4 protein-coding genes are annotated in these 4949 nt (G+C 53.0%); all 4 read right to left on the bottom strand.

The window, feature by feature from the left end; all coding sequences use genetic code 11:
- A partial coding sequence (locus A8L45_RS23125; RefSeq protein WP_068905701.1) for a phage tail tape measure protein occupies positions 1-2561 on the bottom strand: 2561 nt, incomplete at its 3' end.
- A gap of 103 nt (positions 2562-2664) precedes the next feature.
- Entirely contained in the window at positions 2665-3243 is a 579-nt protein-coding gene (locus A8L45_RS23120) for a phage tail assembly protein (protein WP_068905700.1), read from the bottom strand.
- A gap of 78 nt (positions 3244-3321) precedes the next feature.
- Positions 3322-3810 carry a phage major tail tube protein gene (locus tag A8L45_RS23115; RefSeq protein WP_068905699.1) on the bottom strand — a complete coding sequence of 163 codons (489 nt, stop codon included), beginning with the start codon at positions 3808-3810 and terminating at the stop codon, positions 3322-3324.
- The coding region (locus A8L45_RS23110; protein WP_068905698.1) for a phage tail sheath protein at positions 3803-4949 on the bottom strand (1147 nt) is incomplete at its 5' end. The genes A8L45_RS23110 and A8L45_RS23115, both read right to left, overlap by 8 nt.

The raw sequence follows: 4949 nt of genomic DNA, 5'->3' as shown, positions 1-4949 counted from the left end.
CCACCGACCACGGTACCGACGCCAGGGAAAATCATGGTGCCGATAGCCGCACCTGCCGCGCCGCCTGCAAGCGATCCACCGATATCACCCGCAGCCTCACCCACCAACTCGTTGTCACCTTCAATTAACCCCTGAGTGATCTGCACACCACTCATCGCCATGCCTAGCGGTTTAAGGACCTTTGAGATCCCCATTTTCCCGGCAACGTCTGCGACATCTCCGCCAATGCCGATTGCCTCTTCAGCAATCGCTCCCATCGGCGCCATTGCTACACCGCCACCAGCAAGGGAAAGTGCCGCGAGTTTGGGATCAAGCATTGATGATGGGTTGAGTCCCAAAGAACCTGGCGAAGAAGTGTTATTGGATTTTGATAAGGGAGGAGTTGAGGCGGGAGGTAATTTATTCAGCGCAACCGGCTTATCTTTGGGTGATTTATCTTTCGGTTTGAACCAGTCGATACTTCGATCGAGTACCCCTCTCAGCCCTCTCCTGCGTCTTCTGGGTCGGCTTCTCGGCTCAGTTTTGGTCTCTGTTTTTCTTTTATCACGGCCTGAACGGGTTTCGGTATATACATCACCTCTCTCTCTTCTCCCCGAAGGTGTTGAGCGAAGTTCACGGTTGAAACGTCTTAACTGTCTCGTCGCATACGCCGCAGCCCTTCCCTCATCATGGGTGGCATCTTTTAACCTATTACGGAATAACCGACCTTTATCAAACGTGTTCCCCATCAACAGTGCGGCAGCTTTACCTGCCAGCATTGCAACTTTCAGTGCACCTAATCCAGCCGCCGTGATACCAATCGCTGCCGTCACCTGCTCATTTTTCTGAGCAAAGTCGGCCAGCCAGTCCACCAATTCACCAACAGGCTCAAGCACTGCATTCAATGCGGGGAGTAGCGAGTTACCAAACACCACACTCAGGCGGCTAAGTTTATTGGTGAATACGTCCCAGCTATTGGCAGAGGTATCAATACGGGCAGCAAACTCCGTTTGCAGTGATTGTAAATGCGCCTGCTCACCATCCCGCGCCAGCTTGAGCGCCTTGGTCAGCACTGAGGTATTTCCCGCCAGTGACGCCACCGCACCTTTGGCCTCTTCCCCGAAAATCTGGGTGATAAGGGCAGACTGTTCCTCAAGCGGGGCAGCACTTATTGCATCGAGTACCTGAATCAAGGTACCGCTCGCGTCTTGCTGCATTGAGACTGACAGCGCCTGAGCATCAAAGCCTATCCGGTTAAGTGAGCGTTTTTGCGAGCCTGAGGCAGCATCACCGAGCGTCAGCCGCCCGGAAATATTCTTGAGCGCCGTGGCGGAGCGTTCCTCACCCATACCCATAGACAGCAATGATGAGGACAGCGCCGCCGCTTCATTGACCGTAAAGCCGGAGGTGGTTGCCGTCGCCCCCTGTCTTGCCATCACTGCCGCAATGTCTTTGGCTTTGGCGTTGGAGTTGTTGGACAGGTAGTTTGATAGTCCAGCAAGGCTCATGGCACCGGACTGGTCAAGCCCCATCGACGCCTTGAATGTTGCCAGTGTTTGCCCTGCATCCTCGGCCTCCATGTCAAATGCAACGCCCATCTGGGCACTGTCGAGCACAAAACGTTTCAGCTCGGCAATGTCTTTGATACCACTCTGACCACCTGCCGCTAACATGGCATTGATCTCATTGGCACCCATGCCGCCACCGTCTTTGCTGGCTGACATTTTAAGCGACCATTCCCGCAGCGCCTGCGACTGCTCCGGGGTCATATCGACCACCTTTTTCACATCGGCAAAGGTAGACTCATTTTTCATTGCCATTGCCACGGAGCCAACTATAGGCGCGGCTTTAACCGCCAGTCCAGCCGCCTCTCCACCCAGCTCACCAAACTTACCATTACGGGCATCAATACGGCCTTGAATGCCCTGCGTTTCACGCAGTCTTTGCCCCTGCTTACCCAGTTTCTGAGTGGCTTTCTCTGTTTCTTTTGCAAGGCGTTGCTGCTCACTGGCAAGGTCTTTGGTGTTAACCCCGGCCTGCCTGAGCTGGCTGCGCAAATCACGGGTTTTATTGATTTGTTTTATCTTGCGATCAGTGAGGGTTTGCACTGACTGACTGGTTTTGCCCAGTGCGGCTTTTAGCTCAAGGGCTTTTTGCCTGCTCTGGTCAAGCTCCGCTCCCAGACCTTCGAGTTTGGTTTCAGCCATTGAGATCTTTTGGCTCAGTACCTGAGCACCCTCTTTGCTCGCTGACTGCATCTCTTTTTTCAGGCTGGCAATCTCACGCTCAGTGCGGAGGGTTTCATTTCTCAGCACAATATTGTGCTGTTTCTGGGCGTCATACTGCTCACCCAGTGAGGCCATTTTCTCTTTGGTATTATCGAGCTGACCACCCAGCCTTTTCAGCCGTTGTTTGCTTTTGGCATAGGCATCCGCCTTTTTCATCTGGGCATTGAGGTTTTTCACTTCCTCGCGTTGCTCTTCCACCGCCTCACTGAGTTGTTTGGTGGCTTCTGTGGTGGCGTTAATCTTTTTCAGCCCCTTCACCGCCGCCGCGATCTCAAAGCTAATCTTCTCGCTCATCGCTTCACCCCTAATTTATCAAGGATCATTTGGTACCGCCGGAGCGCCACATCCTGCCGCCATGTTCTCAGCTCAGCCTCTGTGGTGTTGCGGTGCATCGGGATCAGGTCGATAAGGGCTTCAACATCGTCCGGCGAAAGAATGCCGCCGATTGCGTAAAAAAAGCGCCCACCTGTGGCTTTAGCGCAAGGTAATCATTGAGCGCCATTGCCTCCAAGTCTTGTTTTTCCAGCCCACACACGGAGCGGAACATAAACAGCTCACGCTCTGCGTCGTCTTCGAGCGCCGCCAGTGCTTCCGAGTGACCAACTGTCGGTACCTCAAAGCGAATCTGGGAAATGGTTTCACCCAGCTCATTGTCAAAGGGAAACAGCAGGTCAAAGGCAAAGGTCTCACCGTCCAGCGGCTCACCTTTCAGCACATCAGAGGCGCTATTGATAAAGGCAGCAATGTCCCGGCTGAGCTGGTTAAAATCCGCTGCTTTTAACTGGCTGAATTCATCCTCAGTAATGTCTGTGCAGGCAAAAATACTGGCTTTGTACTGGGCAAACAGCTCCGCCTCCGACAGCTCACCTTTTTTGATATGTGGCAACTTGTTGAATGCGCCAAAAGTTATCGGGGTAATGGCAATCTGGCTGCTCGCGCCACGGGTAAAAAACGGCAGGGTTGAAAGTTTATCCATCCGGTTGTCATTCCTTTAAAAAGAAAAAGGGGCGCACATGCGCCCCGTATTGGGTTGATGGGTCAAAAGTAAATGTGGTTAAAGAATTCCTGCCTCACCCATGAGGTCAGTGCCAAATACCACGGTTTTACCCGTATCCACATTAATGTCGTGAACCAGTACGCCCGTGTCCGTCAGCTTGTAGCCCGTACACACACCCTCAATGGTCACAGAGGGTTTTTCACCCATCTTGAACGCATCTTTTTTCACTCTGGTTACTTTGGAAAACAGCGAGTGCGCCTCATGAAAAAGCATACCGTCGGTGGTCTTGCCCTTCTGATCAACGTTGAGCTGTCCCGGCTTCATCTGGAATGCCGCCAGTGATACGCTGACTTTTTTATGGTCGCCGCGCACCTTGAGTGACCACTTGAGCTTTTCAATGCCCACGGTATCGTCAGTGGCAACAAAGGAACCCTCTGAATCTGCCGTTTTATAGGTGATCTCAGGCGGGGTGAATTCGATGATCTCATTCATCATTGGCAAGCCGTCAAGCAGTGCCGTTTGTCTTACCAGAATACGATCAGCCATTGATAACTTCCTCCAAGAATGTAGCAATCAAGCCATCGTCCACGCTCATTTCATACACCATGTGCTCATTGGGCGAATAGCGGCCATAATCTACGCACAGGTACCAACGGCCTGATTTGTAGTTTTCGACATTGTTTTTGTCTGGGTGCAGGTAGGCAACAAACTTGGGAATGACTTCATTCGCGACAAGGCTTTGCCCCCAGTTGGTCAGGCGTTCGACGACCTGTTTCATAAAGTCACTGGTGAGGTTTTTGCCCATCAGCGGCTGGCTGGTTTCTTCCAGCTTACGCGCCATCAAATCTTCCAGCCCCACATGCGAGATAAAGCGCCCGGTGTTGGTGCGGTTGCCAATAATCGAATACCCACCCATGCGGGTGCGGGCAATCGTCACCACTCCATGCTTGTTGAGAAAGTTGGCTTGCGTGGTTTTGTCATTGATTTTATAGGACACATTACGCGCCGTTTCATCACACAACACCGCTAGGTTTTGCGGGCTTTCCCAGCCATCCACGGAGGCCATCGCCGCCACCAATGCGATAGAGGCAGGCAACAACACCTGTGCCCCGTCGTAGGTTTTCAAAAACCATGGGTCAACAATGCTGAGCTTATCCTGCCCGGTTCCCTCAGCGCCAAACCTCGCAGCAAACTCTGCGGCGGCCATGTCGTTGGTATTGGGCGCATCGAGCACAGCGCGGCAGCGCACATCACGCGCCATCAGCGCCAGCTTTTGACCGACCACCAACGACGCAAAACCGGGAGCAGCAATAATGGTGGGGGTTTCCGGGCAGGCTTTGACCGTCTCAAGGCCAGTGATTTCTCCGGTTTGCGAGTTGACGCCGCCGATCACATTGGCTTTTGTCGCCTCAAAGTTCGCCCCTTCTGGTACCACGGTCACATAGAGAATGCATTTCACGTATTCAAGCAGGTAGCGCACCACATTAGGCAGCGAACCCTCACGGGTGCCCTTGGTATCGAGCGCCATCATTGCGCTGGCATAGTTAAACAGGCGCGTTGGCTCATTGTGATTGAGCGTGGTGTGCTTTGCGGTACCGACAAGGTGAACCACCTGCGCCGATAAACCGCCCATGCTTGGCTGAGGCTCGCGGGTATGCACCTCAACGCCATTGTGTTCAAAATCA

This window comes from Veronia pacifica (assembly GCF_001707825.1).
GTDB lineage: Bacteria > Pseudomonadota > Gammaproteobacteria > Enterobacterales > Vibrionaceae > Veronia > Veronia pacifica.
This window is presented reverse-complemented; position numbering and strand designations above follow the sequence as displayed.